Here is a 22324-nt window from a genome sequence, read left to right as displayed (position 1 = left end):
GGATTGTAAAATCCCTGACTTACCTGGCTTTTGTTTGGTTTTCAAAGAACTGTTTATCCCGTCGCGTTCAAGCAGCGACAAGAAATATCTTATCAAGTTTTGCTTGCTAAGTCAACAACTTTTTTCGCTCGTTTTTTCGAAGGAAATGATGTATCAAAAGCAGCAACGTTTATTACTATACCAACGATTCATAAAGTGGTCAACCTTTTTTTGAATAAAAAAGCCAACTTATTTAAAATGGCAGCGCACCTCCAGACCCATTACAGAATCAGTCACACGCCAGTCGACGCGGGAAGCGGGCCGGAATACGTAATCAGCCCTAAATACATCAGGCTCCAACTGCACTTTCATCCTAAAAAAGAACCGGCGGACATATGCTGCCGGCCGGGTTCATCACTCTATTTCTTTGCTGCTTGCTTCAGCAGTTCCATTTTCGTCTTCCACACTTTTTCGCTTAAATCAACAAAATAGGTTTGCGGATTCAGTTTTCGCATGTGCTCCGGCCAGAACATTTTTATCTGGTCTTTATAGAAGGATTTGATCTCCTCGACAGCTGGAAGCCCGTAGATCAGTTCTCCCTCTTTAAAGATGGGCTCCAGAAGCTCCTGAGCTTGAAAACGATGGATGGTTTTATCTTTGTAGGTCTCCACAGGGTCAAACAGGTAGATATCTTTTTCAGGAAGTGTCTCACCTTCCATTGCAATGTAGTCCGCTTCCGCTTTTCCTGTTTCTTCATTTATGATGCGGTAAACTTTCTTAAAACCTGGTGTTGTTACTTTTTCCACATTGCCGGATACTTTGATGGACGGCACGTACTCCCCATCCCTTTCACGGGCAACGAGCTTGTATACCCCGCCTAATGCCGGTTGATCAGCCGATGTAATGAGCTGAGTGCCGACACCCCACGATGTAATTTTAGCCCCCTGGCTTTTTAGTTCCGAGATGACGTCTTCATCAAGGTCATTGGAGGCCACGATCACTGTATCGTTTAAACCGGCCTCGTCCAGCATTTCTCTCGCCTGTATGGAAAGGTAGGCAAGATCTCCGCTATCGAGCCTTATGCCTTTTAACGTTTTACCTTGGGCTTTTAATTCAAGACCGATTTCTATGGCGTTGGGAATCCCGCTTTTCAACGAATCATAGGTATCGACAAGGAGTATGCTCTGATCTGGAAGCACCTCGGCAAACTTTCGGAAGGCATCCTCTTCACTATCAAAGCTTTGGACCCAGGAGTGGGCATGCGTGCCTTTTGTTGGAATGCCAAAATATTTGCCGGCGAGAAGATTGGATGTTGCATCAAATCCCGCGATATACGCCGCTCTGGCTCCCCAGATCGCCGCGTCCGCTTCCTGCGCTCTGCGTGTTCCGAATTCCATGAAGTAATCTTCAGGCGCCACTTGCTTGATACGGGCAGCTTTTGTTGCGATTAACGTCTGGTAGTTCATGAAGTTCAGAAGTGCCGTTTCGATCAAGTGGGCTTCAAAAATTCTGGCTTCCACCCGAATTAACGGTTCTTTCGGAAAAACAATCGTACCTTCTTTTACCGATGCGAGATTTCCTGTGAATTTGAAGTTTCTTAGTTCCTCGAGGAAACCTTCTTCATATTGTTCTTCCTGATCTCTGAGATAATCGATGTCCGCTTCGGTAAACTTAAGATTTTGCAGATAATATGCAATTCGTTCAAGCCCGGCAAATACAGCATAGCCATTGCCAAACGGGTTTTTGCGATAATATGCTTCACACACGCATTTTTTGTTCTGTGTTCCGTTTTTCCAATGAGCATACATCATATTGATCTGGTACTTGTCCGTATGTAATGTTAGATCTTCATGCCGCATCATCGTTCTTCACACCTTTCTCGCCTTATTTTCCCTAAACTCTCAATTCCTACTCTACTTCTTCTGCACAAATAAAGAAAGCCCGGAGAACCGGTCTCCAGACTTTTGTTCAATATTCAATTCCTGATTTCGTATGCGTCTTCTTAAATTCAGCAGGATCGGGATCAAAGTATTTCATCGTAAAGTTCTGGATGAAACGATTGGCCTGCAGATAGCCTGAACCCCACGTCGGGTCCATGGTCATCCAGCGTCCGTCCACTTTTGCCTCAATCCATGCATGATCCTGGCCGGCATAACCGGTGGCCATCCGAGCTTCCATTCCTCCCGCCCGCAAAAGGGCGATTCCGAGATAAGAAAAATCCTGGCAGACACCTTTTTTGTCATGCAGCGTTTTAATCGCACTGTCATCAAAGGCAAAAGACCGCTGATTTAGTTTTTGTACATCATAACGTACATTCTTTGCCACAAATCTATACACGGCTAGCGCTTTCTCTTTGTCATTCGCCTTGCCCTGCATCAATTTTTGGGACAGGCGCCCGATCTCAGGATCATCCGACTGGATGCCTCTGGATGGCAGACGATAGCGCCCATCGTTCGGGTTCATGTTCTCTAAGCTAAAATGTGCTATGCCCGTAAAATGCTGGACGTTCGTGTTGGCTGATGAAATTTCTGGCGCGAAAACATTCACCTCATAATGCCCTGGGCCAAAACGAAGATAATACTTTCCGTCAAATGTGTAATTTTTCACTGGGATGGCGTACATCGCTTCCAAGCTTCCCTTTTTTGTCTGGACAAAAACGGTATCGGTCTCTTTGGCAAACGGCGCGTTCGGATCAATCTTTCCCTTTACCTCAGCATCCAGGTCTGTTTCCCCCCCGCTTGCTGCGGGAGTTTCCAGTGTATACCCGCGTTCGCTGTATTCCTTGGAGAATTCGACCGGCTGAGAGGTTTGATCTGACGTGTTATCCACCTGCAGTTCGGCGGCCTGGTTATAATAATTGGCCATGTTCTCTGCAGGTGTCATGATCTTTATGGTATGAATTCCTTTTCCAAAATAGAGCGGAAGACTGCTTTGGAACCTGCCGTGATCCAGCGGAACCATCACCTTGGTCACCTGTGTACCTTTTGACATTTCAATCATGAGGTCTTCTGCGTTCTTATTGCCGATCCACCCGCTCAAATCCACCTTGCCGTCCCTTTTCATATAGCCTTCCACCGAGGAATCTAATTTCAGATCCTGCTGATAGGCGTTCTGTGTATAGAGTATGTCCCTCTTCACTTCAGGGTTTACATTCGTAACTTCCATCTCGGTTAGATCGTAATAATAACCCTTGCTCTCTTCACTGGGCAAGCTGACCTTCACCTTGTAGGTTCCTTTTCCGTCGAAAAGCTGGACTTTTTGCTTATATTTGCCTCCCTTGATCGGAGCGAGGTACTTAAAGTCAGGAATGCCCCCTTTTGCACTGTGTACCGTAATCAGGGCATAATTTGATTTTAAACGCTGCGTATTTTTTATGGAACCTGAGACTGTAAAGGCAGAGTTCACACTGAATTTACGATACTTCGGGCTGGTTAGAGTAGCGCCAACCTTTCTGCTGTAACCGCTAAGCTGTACTTGCTCCAAATTGGTTTTCTCATTATTCTTTTCCGCCGCTGCCGTATACCGGCTACCCGCTGGTCCTTCATCCATCTTAGGATCGGCTGTATCTAATAGGCTGCAGGCCGGCAAGATCACCAGCAAAAACGGAAGAATGAAAATGAGGAGTATTTTCCTCATCGTGGTCACTCCTTAAATATACGCTCTTATTTTGCGATACTTTTATTTTACGCCATTCCACCAGCTATCCAAAGCGTTTTTACTCATCAAACCGCACATTCCATTGAAAGATAATCCTTCCTCCTACTTTTATTTCCGTTGTCCATTCAATATGACACGATCAATTGTTTCCGAAATAAAAACGGCAGCAGGAATCAGTAAGATGTGAGTCCCCGCCGTTCGGAACTCTTCAATAGCTGATGAAACTAATCAAAGCCCTATGACGTATACATAAGAAAATATTATAATGGTTATATTCACCACTTATGAATTTGGGAGTGAGTACGATAGAGACACGGGATTATCTTAAAAAAGAACTTACGATGGTTGAGAAATGGGAAAAGGATCAAAAGGATCTCTGGTTTTGGGAAAAACTTGGGCGAATTCCGTTCATGCTCCTGGATAAGATCACACCGAAATTTTTGCAGGATAAGATGCTTCAGATTGTGGACGAGATCGGCAGCTACGTTCATAACGGCGGCAAATATTTGGTCAGTGAGAAATCAATACTGAAAAAAATGAATGAATACGAGGAACTGCCAGAAGGCTTTACAGCCGCAGAGATCGCAAAGCTTCCTCTTGTGTCCATGGATAAGACCGCTTCTTATTTTAAAAGCTCCCGAACCAAGATGGCGACCGTACAAGGCGCGACAACTGGCATCGGCGGACTGTTCACTCTTGGGATCGACATTCCTCTGGTGCTGGGATTGTCGCTGAAAACTCTTCAGGAGATCGCAATCTCCTACGGTTATGATCCTAACCAAAAAGAAGAGCGTATCTTTATCATCAAATGCCTTCAGTTCGCCTCTTCTGACTATGTTGGAAAACGTGCGATCTTAGAAGAACTCTCTATGACCGATGCGGAGCGTGACCGCCAGGCAATCTCACAGCTGCAAGGATGGCGTGAGGTCATAGCCGCTTACCGGGATCATTTCGGCTGGAAAAAGCTCTTTCAGATGATTCCTGTTGCCGGAATTATCTTTGGTGCCGTTATCAACAAGTCCACCATTGATGAGGTTGCGGAAACCGGAATGATGCTTTATAGGAAGCGGAGGATTCTAGAGCGCCTTCACAGGCTGGATGAGGGGTCATCAAATGAGTAAAGGGGATCTTTTATCAATCATCCCCTGCCATCGCAGGCCGGAACGCAGCTTGAAAATAAAAGGCCGGCCATTGGTGCTCTGCGCCAGGTGCACCGCTATCTACGGTTCCTATATTCTGCTGCCTTTCCTGTATTTTGTTCCGCTGGTACATAACTTGTTCCTCGCCCTGTTTCTTCAGCTTCCCATGCTGATCGACGGCTTTACCCAAAAATGGAAATGGCGCGAGAGCAACAACACACTAAGAGTCATCACAGGTTTATTGAGCGGCATCGGCCAGTGCATGATGATATGGTATGCCGCAGATTTGTTGAAGGAGCTACTAAGCTGAAATTGATCTAGGGAGTGTTTTTATGTTTATTGCATTAATCATGACCATCTTCACGACCATCATTGCAAGCTTCCAATTACTATTTTCTGGACATGGCATGGCTGGTGTCTCTCTTATCGGTTCCGGGACAGTGAGTGCAGGAACGATGTACCTCTATCAAAAAAAGTCTGCACGAAGGAAAAAGAAAAAGGAAGAAACCACATTTTGTGACGAAGTTTGTAATCAGATTGACTGCTGTTGATCTAATATACATACAACAAAGCAGGCTATTACAGCCTGCTTTGTTGATTAAGTGGGCATATTTGGATTTTTATCGTTATGAACGTCAGATGAAGTTTTTTTCAGCCAAGCTTGTTTGCAGGATTCGCTGACTTTCGGAATTACATATTTATTGATAATGGCTTCTATTTCATCATCGTCCAATAAGTTGTAAGTACACAAATAAGCCTTACTCTTTAAAATGGACTTCTGATCAGTATGCAGGATGACATCTTTAAAGACCATTCCTGTAGGACGAGAACTGTGCCATCCAAAAGACAACCCCTGAATATCTGAAAACGGAATTTCCTTTCCTTTTCTCGTCACAAAACCAGTGGGCTTTATTTGAAAGAGTATCTTATTCCCCCAAGCAATGGTCAACATTCTTAACAGAATCCCGCCAAAAAACAATAAGCCTGCCGTTCCAATTAAAAAATTGAAAAAACCGCGGATTATACCCACGTCCATTACCGAAGACATTAAGTAAAGTGAACCGGCAGTCAGCAGCAACGAACCTCCGACCATCCATTTAAGATTAAAACTGCTGTACGTGACCTGCACCCCGTTTTCTGTTTCATTAACAAACTTCATATTTACCACCCGCTATTTTTTGATTCAACTAGACAGAAAAAGAATTTAGACCCACGATCCTGGATTCCACCAAATCAGAAAGAACGTTTCTTCCCCCGCTTAATACTTCATATGTCTGCTCATTCTTTTTAATTACCCATGAAGAAACAGGATCACAGATAACAAACAATACATCTTCAATATCCGGTTCTTTTTTATCATCGAATCCTAAGACCAGCATGCTGTTCATCTTTCCCTTATTATAAGAAACGGCATTTGCAAAAAGAGAAGCTTCACTATGATTGGATAAAGTACGTAAGTATGCCTCCAGGCTTGAAGGCTGTTGTTCTGCTAATGTTAGCATTTCCTCAAATTCCGCTTGCTTCAGTTCCAGAATTTTATTAGAGTCATTGCCCGAGTCCTTCAAAGAGAAATATTCTTTTAGCTTAAGTAAAATCTCCCCTTGGCTGAGTATATCAAAGACATGAACTTGGCCTTCATGTATAACGGAATGGCAAATTCCTTTTCCTCCTGGTAAGTGAATGGAAATGGAATCCTGGCCTCCATCCGCTTCAAACCTCGAAAATTTCAAGGATAAAGGAGAATAATTCAGCGATTTGATCAGGGAGGAACTTTCCTCGGTTAGTTGAAATCGGTGATCGTGTTCATCATAGACCAGCAGATCCTTCGACAATAAAGAACGGCAAGAAGTCTGGAGCACGAGCTCAAACTGGTCATCATTCAACTCTTCAAAAAAGGTTTGCCTTAATCCTATGGCTTGTTCAAATAATCCTTCACTGTAAAAACCATAGATAAGTTCATCTATACTAAGTGTCACTCTATTCATTCATCACACCTCTTATTCATTTTTACTACCAGCCGAACGATAGTTTACGGGACAAAAATTTCTTGCCTCCATCTATGAGAGAAGATGCCGTTTCTTTCACTTTGTCTGCTCCCTTTTCCACTGCATCAATACCCTTGCCAACCGCTTCAACTCCGCCTTTAACGGTCTCTATCGCCGAGTGAATCGGTTCTTTTGCGACCAGCGCAGCATCTTCAAAAAAGCCAGCTGTTTTTGCCGCTACTTTTTCGCCGACCATACTGCCTATGGCTCCTCCGATACTCGCGCCGATTACTGTACCTACAGGACCGCCAATACTTCCTATAGCCCCTCCGATTACACCGCCGGCTGCCGTGAATCCGCCTTCCACAATCAATGTGTTAGCCGCTCTTCCCACAGCTTTTGCATTTTCTCTTTTTAAGACCGCTTCATTTGCGCCATACTTACGGTAGTTGTCGACAACATCCATTCCAAGGCCGACAGATGCCGACCCGGCTGAGATCACCAGGCCGATGGCGGCATTCGTCTTACCGAACTTGGATCCCGCTTTAAGCAGATCCCCTGTATGGTTTTTAAGCGTATTGAGCATTCCTGTGTTTTTGATGTTGGACCTGAAGTCCATCATGCCATTGGTGAATTTCGCTACATCATCCGGGAAGAATTTGGAGTATTTCTTATACAGCAGATTCTCTAAAGGTTCGTTTTTATATTTAAACATCCCTCGTTTATTCGCCCATGTCCTGGCAAACGCTCTAAACTTGGACTCATCGACAGACTTCAAGAGCTGCTGGTAATAACCATTATGTCTTACTTCCCACTTCCCATTTACCTTCACATATTTCGATAGTCCAGAAAGCTGAAAAAACAGCCCATGTGAGGCAATCGTGCCGGCTGCCACAAAGCCTTGATAATCGTTATAAATGTTAAACAGCTTACTGAACAGGCTGTCTTCCTCTTCAAATTTCTCTGCGGTATTCCTTGAATAGATCTCTGCCTCTGATATTTCGTCTTTTAATTGCCGTACAAGATAGCGAGACTGAGCATGATGCATCAATGCTCCCTGCATGGCACTAAAATACCCGGGTGAATAATGAGGTCCCTGAGACAAGGAATTTACCACATCAGACATCTTCTTATCGAGGTCACTCATGATTTTTTCAAGGTTCGTAATCTCTTTGACCATATCATCTGACATCTTATAGAGTTTGTCCGGATCAATGGATATTTTCGTCATCTTGGGCCTCCTTTCTGAAGTTCAAGCCGTTTAAGCTGCTCTTGGCGCTCTTTTTCCAATAGATCATGCAGAATCTGTTCACAGCGCTGTGCCGCTTTGTTCAGCTCACTGCTTGTTTCCATAAATTCTGTGACTACCATGCTAAACGCCTTGGTCGCGTCCTGATACTTGCTGTTAAACTTTTCTTTTCGGTTTCCAGTCCAAGTTCCACCATTAAATTCAAGGGTTCCTTTTAGCCTGGATTCGCATTCTCTGACCAATCCTGCCGCTTCGCTATAAGCTTGTGCCATCGCACGGATTTTTCCAGAATCCATGTTACTTCACCGCCATCCTTTTTTATTTCAAAATCAGCAGGCAACTGTGCTGCCTGCTGATTAGGTTTTAGACTTGTTCAGATGTCTCTGCTGTTTCGTTTTGTTTTGTTTCAGTTTGAGGCGCTTCAGGCTGCGGCGTTTCCTCTTTCGTTGTTTCTTCCTTAACCTCATTTTCCTCAGATTGTGGTTTCGTTTCTTCTCTTTGAGGCTCAGTGCGCTTCATCTGTTTTTCTTGTGGAGCACCTTCTCTTATAGAAGATGAATTATTTTTCAGTTCGTTGATGGCATCTCTTGCTTCATCACGTGTGCCTTTGCTGACATGCTTAGTAACGAGCAAAGTCTTATAGTATCTGACAGCTGTTTTAAGATCACCCTCATTGCCGGCAGCTTTTAGGTCATTGGCACGGTTTAGCAGCAGTTGTGCCTGGTATTGAAGCTCGTCGTTGACTTTAGCAGACATCCAATCGCTGTCTGCGGCTTTGTCCAAATAGTACACGGTTTTCTCACGGTCGCCGTCTGCTTTTTCATCCATGCCTTTCTGGAAGTTATCAATGGCTTCCTGTCTTTCAACCGCCATCGCTGCTTCATTTTTCGGCATGCCAGTTGCACTGGCGATCATTCTGTAGACTTTTAGAAGATCGTTAAAGTCGCCAGAAGCGTTTTGGGCAAAAAGACGTCTCGCTGCGTTTCTGAGTGTGTCATCGTTTTGGCCTTTGTTGTACATCTGATTGGATTCACTCGCATAGAAGATCGCGTCATTGTAGTTTTTGCCTGAAAGAAGGTCCGCTGCTTTTCGTGAATACGCAAAGGAATTCTTTCGGTTGAAGGCAGTCGCTTTATCCGCTTCATTTACTCTAGGCGTCGTGCTCAGCAATTCGTAGACGCTCTCTTCTTTCTTCATATCTGCCAGATTGTATTGTTCTGCAGAAGCGAGAAGCCTGCCTGAAATGCCGTTCACTTCGGTTTGGAAAGCTTCATTGTCTTCCCATGCATCAACAGACTCAGAAGCCAATATTACCGCTTCGCTTAAGTCTTTATCAGACGCTTTGATCGCCTGCAGCATCAGGAAGAACGCATCCAAATGGCTGGCTGCTTCCTGATCCACATCATCCGGAACCCCTGACTCTTCCGTTAAGATTTGATAGTTTCGGATAATGTTGTCTTTATTTGTTGTAAAAGCAGATGGTCCGCTGGCAAGACTGTTGGTTTCTTCAAGCAGCGCCGTGCTGGCTTGTCCGACAACCTTCTTGTATTGTCCAAAAGGAAAATCTGCATCTGAATTCGCTAGGTCACTGCCTTGCTCGATGACCTGGGCGTAATTTTTCTGTTCCAGCAGCTCTTTGAGAGTTTCCAGTTCTTTGCCTTCAGGAAGAGGCTCATACTGTCCCGGTTCTCTTGTACCGGCTTCCGCTCTCTCCTGCTCTACTTTATTTGCTAAAATACTGGCCTTCAAATCTTTAGCGCTTTGGCCAAAAGCAGGAGAATATTGTGCAAGCATCTGATATTTATTCAAAGCAGCCGCGATGTTGGTTGCTTGTTCCTGCTGTGCTGCTTCCATCACGAAACGGTCGGCTTCACTGTATTCATTTGGATTCAAATCCTTCGCAGGATGCTGATCATTGTATTTTCCGATGTAATAAAGCACTTGCTGCGCTTTCTCAGCATCAAGCGGCTGGTTTCCGTTTCCGTCATCAGGATTTTCAGGATCCGCAGGCTTAGTGAGGTAAATGGCAATTTCCTGCTCTGCGAATTTCGAATAAAGATCTGCTCTGATTTCATCCTGAAGTTTTTTCAGCTCTTCATTTTCAAATCCAAGAGAAGTGATCCTCTGAAGGTTGGCCATGCTTTCAGGCGTCATCATTTGACCCTGATAGGCTTTGGTCTTTGCATCTGCCGCAGCATCCACAACCATCTTGATTAAGTCCTCATATTTTTCACTGTCAGGCTTGATTTCTTTTTGCCCGTAGTACATGACATTGTAAAAGTCATTGTTGCCGCTGTAGCTGTCTAAACGCTCGTATAAGGATTCCGGAACGACAAGCGCTACATCCGGGAACTGGCTGCCGGGGTCTTCTCCGCCCGGATCACCTGGGTTTCCTGGATCCGTGCCTGGATCTGTGCCTGGACCTGTTCCGGGGTCTGTGCCTGGGTCTGTGCCGGGATCTGTGCCTGGGTTTGTGCCGGGGTCTGTGCCTGGACCTGTTCCGGGGTCTGTGCCTGGATCTGTGCCTGGATCAATGACCGGCGGAAACCCAACATCACCTTCAGTCGGCGGCGGGGTAATTACAGGTGTGGTTGGAAATTCCGGTTCCGGAGTTGGGATCACCACTTTATCGGAGTCCACAACCAACTGTGCAATCGGGTTTTTTGGATCTGATGCATCCACCAAATATACGGGATTCCCGGTGTCATCACTGAGTGCAAAGCCATCGCTGTTATTGCTGTTGGAAGTTAATTCTCCATTTTTACTATCCGGTTTGTTATCCCGGTCATCCTTGACTTGGTTATCATCGGTGTTTAGCCGGATGTCTTTGTTTGACTTGCCTGTTTCTTTTGGCTTACCGGCTACATCAGAACTGATAGCTGTCGAAGCATCCTTGTTTTGCCAATAATACGTTCCTGTACCGGCAAGTGCCACAAGCAAAGCCGCAGAGGATGTCAGCATCACCTTTTTGGCTTTCGGGCTGAAAAAACTGTCATTTTCCTTTTCTGCCATTGTTGTCCCTCCCTAAATCAAAACCTTCTTCACTTTCATTTCTTTAATTCGTTCTTTTGCCAGATTCACATCGGTAGGGTCTTCATTGATCTGGATGACCTTTTTAAGAAGCGGCAAAGCCTTTTTGTAATTTTTTTCTTTGATCTGGAACATTCCATAGACAAAATAGGCATGTCCGTAGATTGGATTTAGCTTAATCACTTTTTTATACGTCGCTTCAGCTTTTGACTTATCTCCGACTTTTTCATATAAAATCCCGGTATTCAGCATCGTGTTTCTTTCTTGAATTCCTAATTCAGTAACCTGATTGTAGGCATTCAAAGCTTCTTTATATAAATTCTGGCTTTTTGCCTTTTGCTTTTTACCTTCAGCAAACAATCCATATTCATAGTAAAGCTGGCCGGTCAGATTTAAATAATCGATATTCGTATAATCTTCACGCAGCAGTCCGTTCGCTAACGAGATGGCGTTCTCATATGTTTTGGTCTTCATGGAGTCGTCCGTTTGATTGGTTTTATTGTTGTTGATATACGCCTCAACCAATTTCTTTATATATTTTTTATTGGCCGGATCAAGATCGACGGACTCCTCAAACGAATCAACAGCTTCCGTACCTTTCCCTTGTCTGCTGTATAGATCCCCTTTTAAATACGCGATAAAGGCTTTCGATTTGTTATCCTTGCCTTGCAGCTGCTCAACCAGAGTGTTGGCCTTTTTTAACTGGTTGATGGAGGCATAGCTGATGACGAGATCCCTAATGGTATCCTGGTAGTACTTATTCTTTTTGTCCTTATACGCGGCTGCATAATAAGGAATAGCTTCGCCATAGTTTTTATCTATAAAATAGGCCCGTCCCATGAGATAGTTCGCTTCCGCGTTTTTAGGAGATATCTCTTTTTTAAATTTCAAATCACTAAGGTATTGGATGGCCTGCTGATTTTGCCCCTGGCTGATGTAAATCGTCGCCATCTTCGTGTATAGGTCTTCCGTCGGCTTCTTATCAATCGCTTGTTGGATGTACTGTTGAGCCTCACTGTACCTCCGCTGTGAAAAGGCTTCTGTTCCTTGCTTTATGTAATCGTGCCACTTTTTCTCTTGAGAAGCCTGGTACATATAATAAAGGCCGATACCGAGGCAGACGGCGGCCGCCGTTCCGATCATCCATTTCCAATGCCGCAGAAAGAACTGCTGAATGTTGAATTTCGGACGCTCGGCCTTTCTTGCCTCGAGCGGCTCTGCAAGTGCGGCGGCTGTTGCTTTTTCCCGTTCTTCCGCGATCTGCTTGAGTTTTTCTGCTGTGGATTGCTGTTCCGCTTCCGCTCTTACTTGATTTTGGAGCTCCTCAATAATGATGGACAGCTCTTCTTTGGTTGTAAAATCAACCGAAGGAAGCTGTGTACAGCGGGTATAAAAGATAAGTGCGGTATTCCAATCCTGGAGCTTCTCAAAATGCTGGGCAGCTTCGAGATAATGGGCAGGATTCAGATTCAGCTCGGGACGAGTATTCTCTTCGTCCTCATTCAGCAGCATCTGCAGCTCCTCCACAACGGCTTTCTGTTCCGGAAAATGATTCATGATGAATTGATACTCACTGTGTGCGGCTTTTTTGTTGCCCAGCCCTTCAAAAGCAGCCGCAATGTGGAGCAGTGTATCAAGACTTACCGCGCCGAGCGGAACAGACGGTTTCTTGGACGCCATATACTTCTCATGGCTAGCGCTGACAAAATTTCTTACATGCTCAGGAAAAAGGGCAAACCATTCGGAAAAAGACGGGCAATCGTCAAGCCGCTTGCTTTTCCACACCTGTTTAAACAGCTGTACTGCTTGTTCACCAAGCGTTTCCTCAAGAGCAACAAGCAATGTCTTGTACCGTTCCGTTTCGTTTTGCATCTCATCAGTATCAAAATAGCTGAAGTCATCCCCCTTAAGCCTGCGGACGTCTTCCTGATGCCAGGAGGCCATCTCTGCCAGGAGCACAGCCCCTGCAAAACGGTCGGCATCTTTTGACCAGACACCGTCCTTGACATAGTTTGCTGCATAGCCAGGTGATCCGCCCGGCAGTGCTTTCGGTTCACTCAGTTCAGGTGCACAAAGCTCTTCAATATCGATCAGTTCAATGTCGGCGAAAACAGGCCTCGCCTTCTCTTGCAAAAACGGAAGGATCACATTGCTTGAAGAGAGGTCGCAGTGGGCGATGCCCGCTTCTTCCAACTCCTTCAGAAGGAAAGACAGCATGCAGGAGATGCGGAGGCAGGTTTCTTTTGAAAGTGCCTGTTCTTCCATCAGGATATCGGCCCATGTAGGACCATCGATCCACGGCATGATCAGAGAATACTCCAGATCATCAAACTGCCCGATGAGCCTTGCATGCTCACCTTCCTCAATGACAGAGCGCAGGCAGGCAGAGAGACCATAGAACGAAGAATAGTTCTTCAGCTGTTCAGAAAGCTTGACCTGATTTTTGTTCTTGAACCTTTCCCTGAACACCTTCAGTGCGGCTTTGTTTCTCGTGTTGTCCTCTTTAATCTGGTAGACAGTCCCCTGCCGTCCCTCCTGCCCGTACGGGATATCAATCCCCTGTACAGCAGGGTGCTTAGGAAACGTATATCTCCTTTTAAACAGGCGTATGCTTTCTCCGGCTTCTGGCTGAAAACTCATAATGCTAAAACCCCTATCCATGCAACCTTTCGGCTATACAATTGCCAATATCATACATTCTCTTTTTCCGACAATATTAAACCATAAACCTAGTACATTATGTAATATTTTTACAAGATAGATTTGACAAAAAATGCAATCTATTCTTATCTTAACGTACTAGCACCATCCGCTCAATGCATCCTTTTAAAAAAAAGCGGCACAGCAGAAGCGAGTATACGCACTAAAAAGGGAACTCCCAAAACAAAAGACCAGCCAAGGAATTTGACTAGTCTTTCTGGTTCGCTTGAATTTAATGGATTCCTTATTGTGCGTCGACAGTGCGGAAACGTGTTGCGATCTGTCTGAGTTCTTTGTCGATGTTCTCTAGCAATTGTACATAGGCTTCCATATGTCTTTTAGACTGCTCGAACTGATCAAAGAAGCGTTTCTTTGTAGCCCCGTCCCATTTTCCTTCAAGAGAACGAAGTGCTTGCTCAAGCTGCTGTGTTTGACTGCGGCTGTCATGCGCCCCCGTATTGAATTTGGATGCAATTCCTTCTAGTTCTTCTGGTGTAACGAGAATTCTTACTGACATTTTTCAATTCATCTCCCTTTTTTCCATTATGAGGCAAATATACAATACATTTACCCGGTTAGGAAGCTGCTAAATCCATTTTCATCCTTTCTTCCTAGCGTGATTAGTAACAATGTACCTATTTCTTGGCAGTTGCGTTTCTAAAACATGGTGCTTTTCACGGACCAAAGTCTCCCATTCGTTGCGCTCCTCCAGCGTAATGAAAGGAAGCGCAGCTTTAATCTTCGTATATTTGCCTTTAATGATATAACCATCTCCTGGCAGAAGCTCTTTATCCGTTTCTGAATGAGGCAGGCGCATATTAAAGAAATACAGATCATTGCTCAACGTCGAGCCAAGCAGAAATCCGGCAAACTTCTTCTTGATGTTCATGAACCAGTTATCATGCATGTAGCTGTTCATGCTGGTGATTGAACCTGCCAGCATAAAATGAATGTTCTTCTGGCGGGCTTCTCTTGTGAGCTTTTCGAGCTGGTCTTTGATCTCGAAATCCATATTCATCTGCTGCATAAAGTTTTCCGCATCATCGATCATGATGACAACAGGCGGATAGGAGTTCTCATCCTGCCCGCTTCCCCATCCAAAGGAAAGGCTATCGCTTTTTCTTTCGTCCATCTTGGCAGCAATCTCGTTAAACAGCTCTTTTGCCTGCATAAAGTCGGCTGCGTATCCCTTCACATGCGGAAAACCTGCCATGCTCATAATCCCTTTGGACTGAGGTTCCATCTCAACTATATACAGATCGAGCTGATCAGCCGGATACTGGTACATCAGGGATAAAGCAAAGGTTTGAAGGAGTGACGTTTTGCCGGATTCCACACGTCCGGTAACAAACACATGGTCGGCATCATCCAGATCGAGTGACTGGATGTCCAGGTCTTCCACGTCAATCCCGTATGGCAATAATCCCGTTTCAGCCGGAGGAAACTCGCCCAGCAGCTGATTCAAGGAAATTTCACGCGGAAGCATCTGGATTGGTTTTGCCCGTTCACATTGCGCCGCATCCGCCATTTTTCCAGAAATCTCACGGATAAAGGATACTTTTTCAACCTCGCTTCCCCCGTTGTAGGGAAGCATGGCCTGAAAAATATGAGGCGGGTTATGCCCCTTCACAAATCCGCGGCCTTCCGGCAAGTTGGTCGCAGTAAAATTTGGACGCCCGACAGCATAGTAGTAATCGGTATGGTCAGCCAGTTCAAAAGAGACCATGGAAGCAAAGTTGCTTCTATAGCGCTCGTACATGTCGTTCGTCTGATTTGCCGTGGCGAACGTAAGAATCCCGTATGTCGCACCCTCCCGGAGGATGGTCTCCAGTTTCTCGTTTTCAAATTCAAACGTCGACCGGAACCGGTGATATCCATCAATGACGAGCAGAAGAACAGGCAGCGATTTCTTCGTGATGCTGCGGTAGGATTCGAGCGAGCTCACTCCCTCATTGGAGAAAAGCTCTTTCCTCTTCGCGAGTTCTTTCAGGAAATAACGGAACAAACGCTGCATTTTTTCGGTATCTTCTTCATACACGACACCGCCCACCTGCGGAAAACGGGAAAAGTCTTTCAGCTGGCGGCTAAAGTCCACAATATACGCATACAGGTCATGCGGACCGTGCTGATAGAACAGGGAAAGCAGCGTGGACTGCAGGAACGTGGTCTTACCGGTTCCAGGCATGCCGAACGCCAACAGGTGGCCTTCCTTCAGATCGATCTTCAATGGATATTGATCCTGATTGCCTACATCATCAATGATGCCGACCGTCGGCTCCATCCATGTATCGCCTGGTTCCCACGCAGTGGAATCCCACTGCTCGGTTTCGATCAATTCTGAGATTGGCAGGCTTTCAGGCAGCGGCTGAAGCCAAGGCCCCGGCAAAGGATGAACATCGTTCTTCTCCGCTTCCTCTTTCATATGGCGGATAAGAACTTGAATCTGCTTTTCTGCTGTCTTGCCCTCTGTCTTGATTTTTTTCTGCACCTCATCCGATCCATCGAGCTTCACTTCGGAAATGGTGGCCACATTGGCGTCTTCTTCGTTCTCAGGGTGGTACCCGGCCCCGCTCCAGGCGGACTGGAAATACTCCAGCACCTCGTTGTTGCCGACCTGGAAGTAGGCCCGTCCCGGAATATTGATGCTTGAGGCGTTTGGAATCTTGATCATTTCACGGCTGTCGTTATCGTCCTGAACACGAAGACAGATACGAAAGCGGGAGTTGCTCCAGATCTTTTCATCCACTACCCCTGCCGGCTTTTGAGTGGCGAGCAGAAGATGGACGCCAAGCGTACGCCCGATCGCGGCGATCGAAATCAGTTCATCCATGAATTCCGGCTGATCTTTTTTCAGCTGGGCAAACTCATCGATGATGATGAACAAGTGAGGCAGCGGTTCTTTCGTCTTCCATTCGGACCTGAAGTACTCATCGATATGCTGAATGTTGCCCGCCCGGTTAAACAGCTTCTGACGCCTTTCCAGCTCCGCGCGAAGCGACACCTTCGCCCGGCTGATCAGGTTGGGGTCTTCGAGGTTTGTAATGGTCGCCACGACATGCGGCAGCCCCTGGAACGTATTGGACATTCCGCCGCCCTTATAATCGATCAGCATAAATGCCATGTCATGCGGGTGGTACGTTGCGGCAAGAGAAAGAATCATCGACTGGATGACCTCACTTTTTCCTGAACCGGTCGTACCCGCCATCAGACCATGCGGGCCATGGCCTTTCTTTTCAATCTTATCGTGGATGTTCAAATAGACTGGCTTGCCGCCTTCCCTGACTCCGATCGCTACAGGAAGCGTAGAAGGATAGCGGTTCTGTTTCCACTTTGCCGCTACATCCAATTCTTCTACCTTTTTCACACCGTACATATCCAGGAACGGCAGCACTTTCGGGATAACGCCTGCAGAGGACTGCTTTACCCTTAGCGGTGCAATCATACGCGACATCGTTTTTGCCTCGGTCAGCGTAAAGTGGTCGATCGCAATTTTTTCCGAACCTGTAAAGTACACCACTTCATCCTCATCATTGGAGAACGTCTCATACAATTGAGCGACACCGTCTCTCACTTCAACGATCAGTTCACACTCCATCGGAAGCGCTTCTTTCGTCGGAGCAAGCAGGATGGCACACGCGCCGATCGTATCCCCTTTTTTCAAAATGAGCGGCAGGAGGGAATCATCCTCCAGCAGAGAAAGGCTTGGCAGAAAGAACACATATTCAGGGATATGAACAACATCACGGTTTTTCCCGTCATTTTCAAGCTTTCTGATGTTAAGGGTGCTGTACAGCCTTTCAAACAGCTTCTGTGTCATCAGCTTCCCTTCAGCAACATACCGTCTTTCCCGGTCCTCATCCCACACGTGAGGTAGCCATTTCATCCAGCTCCATTGTTCGCTCTCGCTTTCAGGATAGGCGCTGACCAGTTTCACCTCTTCAGGAGATTGGTGGGTGACCAGCTGAAGAGCGAGTACGCGGGCCATCTCCAGGATATCCGCGCGCTCCCCGACCAGTCCCACCACACGCTTTTCCTGCAGCGGAATTGAAACCGGGACATTCTGCAGCTCGCGGTATTCCGTCTGCAGCTTTTGTGCTTCCGCGATAAGCGGATTCACATCATAGCCATCCTGCGCCGGCACCTCGATCTCCATCTGAAACGGACGGGTACCGAGGCCGAGCCTCAAGTCCATAAAGTCCTCAGAATTATAGGCGCGCTCCCATAACGAACTCTTTCTGTCCGCAATTCTCCGTACACAGTCCTGCGGATTCGGATCTTTTTCCCGGAGAAAACGAGCCTGTCTGTTCTTCAGATCCTCGATTTCACCATGATGCTTCTTGATCTGTGCGTAATACTCGTTGTGCATCTGCTCCACTTCAAGCTTGTAGGTTTTCTTCTTTTTGAAAAAAATAATGATCGTTGCAATATAGGAGCCGAGCATCGGTATGCTCATCGCCATCATAAACATGGCATAGCTCGCACTGTTGTACATCGTTTTCGAGATATAGTACATGATCCCGACCGTTGCGAGCGTCAGAAAGATCGGAATGATCATCGATTCGAATGAAAATTTCGGCTCGGCCGGTTCCGCTTTTGGACGGTGAACGACCATCCTTCCTGAAGGCATCGCGAGCTTTAACCGCGGAGCCCGTTTAAAATACGGAGACTTCCTCATCTCCTCCCCTCCTTAATCGATAATTTTCCATGCATAATCCATGCCCGATGGTTCCTCGGGATGGTCGTCTCCCACGTAATCATCACTGGCCATGAAATCATCTTCTTTTGGCAGAGATGACTGCGGCTCTTTGCTGAACCGCAAAAAAGTCCCATCCCATATGCCGGCATCCGCCAGCGATTTCTTTTTCTCCAATCGGAACCAGTTTTTCTGATTGAAAGAGTATTCCAGGTCATAGGGCTCTTCTCCCCATCCCATGGCGTGTCCCGCCCACTCGTGAAGGGCCTCTGCAATCTTCTGGCTCTCCAGATGGTTAGGCAGTCTTAAGTCTTTTTCACTGTCATTATGTATAAAGGAAACAATAATTTCTTCCATTGATTCTCTTCCTTTCTACCAGGCGATATCCAGAAAGGATAAATCATCGCTCAGCGGAGATTGGAGTGATTTTTTCACAAGGATCTGGAGCTGATCCGTCGTCGGCAGCTGCTTTAAACCGTCAATCACGGATAACCCGTCGGAATATACCGCAATCCTGCGGACTCCACTCAGTGATTGCCCGGTAACGGTATGAATGTCTCCGCCAATGAGCCCGTCCTTTGTGGACCATCGCTTTTTCGTTTCAGGCATCAATTCGCCCTTAGCCGTTATCTCCTCGAATGAATCCCAGATTCTTAAGCGGATGTCCCCTGATGATGCCAGAAACACTCGGGCCTGATTGGTCATCTCATCGGCCATGCCGATCCTTCCGCAGATGAACATCGTTTCGCTGCCCTTTGTCCGCTTTTCTTCAAGCACTTCCCTTAAAATCGACGGCATGGAAGCCGGAAGGCGGTGTTTTCGAATCGTCTCTGTTCCTTCTTCCGTCAGCTTTGCCAAATAAAAAGCAAGCTTCTCTTTAACAGCGGCTTCATCGTTGAACTCATCTGCTGGCAGCTCTCCGAGCCAGCGAATGAGCTTTTCCGATAAAAAGCGGGCGGCAAGATCCCCGCAGAAGGAAAGACTGACCCCATCGCATACGGCGAAAACGAGGGTTCGATCCTTTACTTCAAACGCTAAAAAATCCTGTCCTGAATCATCAGCTTCCTGCGTTTCACTGGACCTTGCATAACCGTAACGGATAGAAAAGGGATCCCGGTAAACCGACGATACCGGCGTTTCTTTCTTTTGATCACTATAATACGTATACATGGATTCACCTCAAGGTTAATGGAATGGTAAGAAGGCAGATTAACGGACAGGTGTGGCGGCTGACATCTGGAATCCGAGTGAAACCAGGTCCGCATTCGTGCCCGGCAGCATCATGAGCGCTCCGGGTTCGATCTTGTATCCTGTTTCGATCATCATTTCCCGGTAGCTTTCCGGCAGCGGGCTGGAAAGGCGTTTCAGCTTGTTGCCATAGTCTTCATCGAGCACCGTTTCATACATGATGCCCGGCCACTTTTTGGAGTTCTCAATCGGCTTGGATAAAATTTCGTCAGAGATAAAAATATTTTCGACGAGCACTTTTCCATCGGGTACGGATAGATTCATGATTCTTTGCACGATCGGCTCCGGATCTTCCCCGGTATAGGCCCCGTCAGTCATGTGGCATATTAATGGCGCAGGACAGTCCTGCATCTTGTCCAGCTCCTGCAGCAGGATTTTTTCTGCAGCAGAAAACGCCTTGGCAGTGTTCGTCAGCCGCTGGGTCTGGACATGATCAAGCGGCTTCATTCTTGCAAGCTCATCAATGCCTTTTATTCCGCCCAAAACATCAAAGACATTGTCACTGTAGGCTAAGATGGAAACTTTGTAGCGCGGGCTAAGCCGGCTTCCCTTGGTTGAACGGAACACCATCTGGCGGATCGCGGAATTCAGTGCGCTCGTCACCACATCGATCCTTCTTTTTTCTTGTCCGTTTCCGGCATCCATCATCTGGTTCATGGATGCGCTGATATCGAGCAGGTACATGATGTACGCTGGTGTTTGCTGTGTAGCTTGAAGACGATAATCCATGGTTTCTCTCGACCCCTATAATTTAATAATTTCTGTAAGTTACCCTTATTGTAAGGAAAATTAGTGGAAAAGTGTAGCCAAGTTCGTGATTCTGTTTTACTACGGGACTATTTCCCTATCATTTACGTTTTTATACGATAAATCCCAGATGTATTTTTACTGTGAGTTGGCAGCTTGGCAGATTTACTTACGGAGATGGGAGGGTTACTCCCCGTTTTATGTGGTTTACTCCCAGAAACGGACCGGTTACTCACGGTTTTAGGCGGTTTACTCACGGAAAAACAACGTTTACTCACCAATCACATCATTATCATTTTCATAAAAAAAGCACCCGGGCAGTTCACTGCCTGGGCGCTTCCCATCTATGTGTCCTACTCCACCAAAAAGGCAAAGTAACAGATAAAGATCACGAATAATACATACATGATCGGATGAATTTCTTTTCCTCTTCCTTTTACGAGCATTGTTACCGGGTACATCACGAATCCTAGCGCGATCCCTGTTGCAATGCTGTACGTAAGCGGCATCGCGATGATGGTTAAGAACGCCGGAACCGCGATTTCAAGCTTGCTCCATTCGATCTTGCCAAGCACCCCAACCATGAGGACACCGACGACGATCAATGCCGGAGCCGTTACCGCAGGCGTTACGACGACCAAAAGCGGTGAGAAGAATAAAGCTAACAATAAGAACAACCCTGTAACAACCGACGTGAAGCCTGTACGTCCGCCGGCAGCAACACCGGAAGCTGATTCGATGTAAGCTGTTGTAGAAGATGTACCAAGAGTCGCACCGACTACGATCGCTGAAGAATCGGCCAATAACGCGCGTCCTGCACGAGGTAGCTTGTTGTCTTTCATGATTCCTGCCTGGCTGGCAACCGCCATGATCGTACCGGCTGTATCAAAGAAATCAACAAAGAAAAATGTGAGTACAACAACAATCAAATGTGGTGTAAATACTTTATCAAAATGGTTGAATGCTTCACCAAATGTCGGCGCAAGGCTTGGAACTGAACCCACAATTTTATGAGGTGCATCAATTAAGCCAAAGATCATTCCGGCGATGGCCGTGATCACCATACCATAGAAGATTCCACCTCTCACCCCGCGTACAACCATAAGGATAGTAACAATAAATCCAAAGATGGCAAGCAATGTATCGGGCTTCGTCAAATGGCCCAGCCCTACGAAAGTGGCTTCATTGGAAACAACAATCCCTGCACTCTTTAAACCGATAAAAGCGATGAACAAGCCGATTCCGCAAGCCGTTGCGTATTTAAGCTCGACCGGAATCGCGTTGATGATCGTTTCACGAATTTTAAAAACAGTGATCGCAATAAAAATAAGTCCAGATAATAAAACACCAGATAGCGCCGTCTGCCAAGGAATGCCCATGCCGAGCACAACGGAGAACGTAAAGAACGCGTTCAATCCCATTCCAGGTGCAAGTGCGATCGGGTATTTGGCAACAAGGCCCATAAACAGTGTCCCGTAAGCAGCAGCGAGCGCCGTTGCGGTAAACACGGCTCCTTTATCCATTCCCGTCTGTCCAAGGATCGAAGGATTAACAAAAAGGATGTATGCCATGGACAAGAAAGTCGTCAGTCCAGCGATAAATTCTTTTCGGTAGGTCGTGCCGTGTTCATCAAAGCTAAAATAGTTCTTCATCATAATCCCCCTGATTATAAATATTGAAAAACAAAAAAGCTCAAGGTCTCTCTACCTTGAGCTCACATACAAAGGGCAATAGAAATCAAATGACAAAATCAGTGTGATCCACTGAATTCATATGATGTTCCATGTACCTTCGTAGTCAGGCCATTTACGGCAGCCTGGTAGAAACTTTCGGGCCATATCCCCGAATTTATACGAAATGACAAACGCCTCAGCGCTAAAAGCCATAAAGTTTTTAC

The 22324-nt window shown here is 46.2% G+C and carries 17 protein-coding genes and 1 riboswitch; of the genes, 3 read left to right on the top strand and 14 right to left on the bottom strand.

Features of this window, described 5'->3' with window-relative positions:
* Nucleotides 1-398 precede the first annotated feature (398 nt).
* Both QYF49_RS23430 and QYF49_RS23425 read right to left on the bottom strand, forming a co-directional pair.
* Nucleotides 399-1838, bottom strand: a complete 1440-nt coding sequence (locus tag QYF49_RS23430) for a nicotinate phosphoribosyltransferase (RefSeq protein ID WP_290402008.1) — start codon at nt 1836-1838, stop codon at nt 399-401.
* 109 nt (nt 1839-1947) lie between these two features.
* Nucleotides 1948-3615 (bottom strand): transglutaminase-like domain-containing protein, encoded by a 1668-nt coding sequence (locus QYF49_RS23425; protein WP_290402005.1) that lies wholly within the window; start codon nt 3613-3615, stop codon nt 1948-1950.
* A gap of 317 nt (nt 3616-3932) precedes the next feature.
* Here QYF49_RS23425 and QYF49_RS23420 point away from each other — a divergent pair, with 317 nt between their 5' ends.
* The 3 genes from QYF49_RS23420 to QYF49_RS23410 are packed head-to-tail and all read left to right on the top strand — an operon-like array spanning nt 3933 to nt 5326.
* Entirely contained in the window at nt 3933-4757 is an 825-nt protein-coding gene (locus tag QYF49_RS23420; RefSeq protein WP_290402004.1) for an EcsC family protein, read from the top strand.
* Nucleotides 4750-5085, top strand: coding sequence for a DUF2085 domain-containing protein (locus QYF49_RS23415; RefSeq protein WP_290402003.1), 336 nt, complete (start codon nt 4750-4752; stop codon nt 5083-5085). Before QYF49_RS23420 ends, QYF49_RS23415 begins: the two co-directional genes overlap by 8 nt.
* A 22-nt stretch (nt 5086-5107) precedes the next feature.
* Nucleotides 5108-5326 (top strand): hypothetical protein, encoded by a 219-nt coding sequence (locus QYF49_RS23410; RefSeq protein ID WP_290402002.1) that lies wholly within the window; start codon nt 5108-5110, stop codon nt 5324-5326.
* A 47-nt stretch (nt 5327-5373) separates the two neighbouring features.
* On the opposite strand, the gene QYF49_RS23405 is transcribed toward QYF49_RS23410, so the two are convergent.
* From QYF49_RS23405 to QYF49_RS23350, 12 genes are all read right to left on the bottom strand, one after another.
* Entirely contained in the window at nt 5374-5934 is a 561-nt protein-coding gene (locus QYF49_RS23405) for a DUF5381 family protein (RefSeq protein ID WP_290402001.1), read from the bottom strand.
* 28 nt (nt 5935-5962) lie between these two features.
* Nucleotides 5963-6760 carry a hypothetical protein gene (locus QYF49_RS23400; RefSeq protein ID WP_290402000.1) on the bottom strand — a complete coding sequence of 266 codons (798 nt, stop codon included), beginning with the start codon at nt 6758-6760 and terminating at the stop codon, nt 5963-5965.
* A gap of 25 nt (nt 6761-6785) precedes the next feature.
* The gene (locus QYF49_RS23395) at nt 6786-7991 is read right to left on the bottom strand and encodes a hypothetical protein (RefSeq protein ID WP_290401999.1); all 1206 of its coding nucleotides are present in this window, start codon (nt 7989-7991) and stop codon (nt 6786-6788) included.
* On the bottom strand, nt 7988-8305 hold the full coding sequence (locus QYF49_RS23390) for a WXG100 family type VII secretion target (protein ID WP_290401998.1): 318 nt from the start codon (nt 8303-8305) through the stop codon (nt 7988-7990). The genes QYF49_RS23395 and QYF49_RS23390 overlap by 4 nt, the downstream gene beginning before the upstream one ends.
* 67 nt (nt 8306-8372) lie before the next feature.
* A complete protein-coding gene (locus tag QYF49_RS23385; protein ID WP_290401997.1) occupies nt 8373-11021 on the bottom strand; it encodes a hypothetical protein in 2649 nt (882 codons plus the stop codon).
* Nucleotides 11022-11033: 12 nt separating this feature from the next.
* Nucleotides 11034-13679, bottom strand: a complete 2646-nt coding sequence (locus QYF49_RS23380; protein WP_290401996.1) for a tetratricopeptide repeat protein — start codon at nt 13677-13679, stop codon at nt 11034-11036.
* Nucleotides 13680-13983: 304 nt separating this feature from the next.
* On the bottom strand, nt 13984-14256 hold the full coding sequence (locus QYF49_RS23375; protein ID WP_290401995.1) for a WXG100 family type VII secretion target: 273 nt from the start codon (nt 14254-14256) through the stop codon (nt 13984-13986).
* Nucleotides 14257-14337: 81 nt separating this feature from the next.
* The gene (gene essC / locus QYF49_RS23370; protein ID WP_290401994.1) at nt 14338-18414 is read right to left on the bottom strand and encodes a type VII secretion protein EssC; all 4077 of its coding nucleotides are present in this window, start codon (nt 18412-18414) and stop codon (nt 14338-14340) included.
* Between the two features lie 12 nt (nt 18415-18426).
* Complete coding sequence (locus tag QYF49_RS23365; protein WP_290401993.1) at nt 18427-18789, bottom strand: hypothetical protein; 363 nt, start codon at nt 18787-18789, stop codon at nt 18427-18429.
* A 15-nt stretch (nt 18790-18804) separates the two neighbouring features.
* Entirely contained in the window at nt 18805-19602 is a 798-nt protein-coding gene (locus QYF49_RS23360) for a PP2C family serine/threonine-protein phosphatase (protein ID WP_290401992.1), read from the bottom strand.
* 39 nt (nt 19603-19641) lie between these two features.
* Nucleotides 19642-20409 (bottom strand): vWA domain-containing protein, encoded by a 768-nt coding sequence (locus tag QYF49_RS23355; protein WP_290401991.1) that lies wholly within the window; start codon nt 20407-20409, stop codon nt 19642-19644.
* 371 nt (nt 20410-20780) lie between these two features.
* Nucleotides 20781-22079 carry an NCS2 family permease gene (locus tag QYF49_RS23350; RefSeq protein WP_290402007.1) on the bottom strand — a complete coding sequence of 433 codons (1299 nt, stop codon included), beginning with the start codon at nt 22077-22079 and terminating at the stop codon, nt 20781-20783.
* Nucleotides 22080-22201: 122 nt separating this feature from the next.
* A riboswitch (purine riboswitch) is annotated at nt 22202-22303 on the bottom strand.
* Between the last annotated feature and the right edge of the window lie 21 nt (nt 22304-22324).

Source organism: Fictibacillus terranigra, from assembly GCF_030412265.1.
Lineage (GTDB): Bacteria > Bacillota > Bacilli > Bacillales > Fictibacillaceae > Fictibacillus_C > Fictibacillus_C terrinigri.
Note: the sequence above shows the minus strand (reverse complement) of the source record. Positions and strands in the feature narration are given on the sequence as shown.